The following is a 419-nucleotide window of genomic DNA, read 5'->3' as shown; positions in this document are numbered from 1 at the left end:
GTCTCGGGCGGCCCGCAGCTGGGCGCTGGTGCCGCTGCCGGCACGGCACTGGCAGCAGGCGGCGTTATCGCCGCGGGTGCCGCCGCAGGCGGTGCCGCGATGGGGGCTGCAGGCGGTGCGCTTGCCGGTGCCGGCCGCACGGTCAGCACTGCCGCCAGCGCCTATCGCGCCGGTGCCGAAGGCAAGTCTGGCATAGCCGGCGTCGCATCGGGTCTGGGCAATGTCGGACGCACTGCGGCCAGCAGCGCCATGTCTCCGCTTCGCCGGGCGGCGGGAAGCGGCACCGGCGGGCCAAGCGGCGGAGGCGGTGGCGGCACCACAGGTTCAGGCGGTGCGGCGGGAACGGCTCCGACACCTGCTCCCGTCGAACGCGACTCCGGTGGCGTCCCGAAGCCGCAAGCCGGACCTGGTCCGGTCGA

The 419-nt window shown here is 75.4% G+C and carries 1 protein-coding gene; it reads left to right on the top strand.

Going from position 1 to position 419, the window contains the following annotated elements; all coding sequences use genetic code 11:
• Positions 1 to 196, top strand: a 196-nt coding sequence (locus tag EL84_RS32380) for a hypothetical protein (RefSeq protein WP_235431466.1), incomplete at its 5' end; no start/stop codon positions are given.
• Positions 197 to 419 lie beyond the last annotated feature (223 nt).

Origin of the sequence: Paenibacillus sp. VT-400 (assembly GCF_001029205.1) — a bacterium.
GTDB classification, from domain to species: domain Bacteria; phylum Bacillota; class Bacilli; order Paenibacillales; family Paenibacillaceae; genus Paenibacillus; species Paenibacillus amylolyticus.
This window is presented reverse-complemented; position numbering and strand designations above follow the sequence as displayed.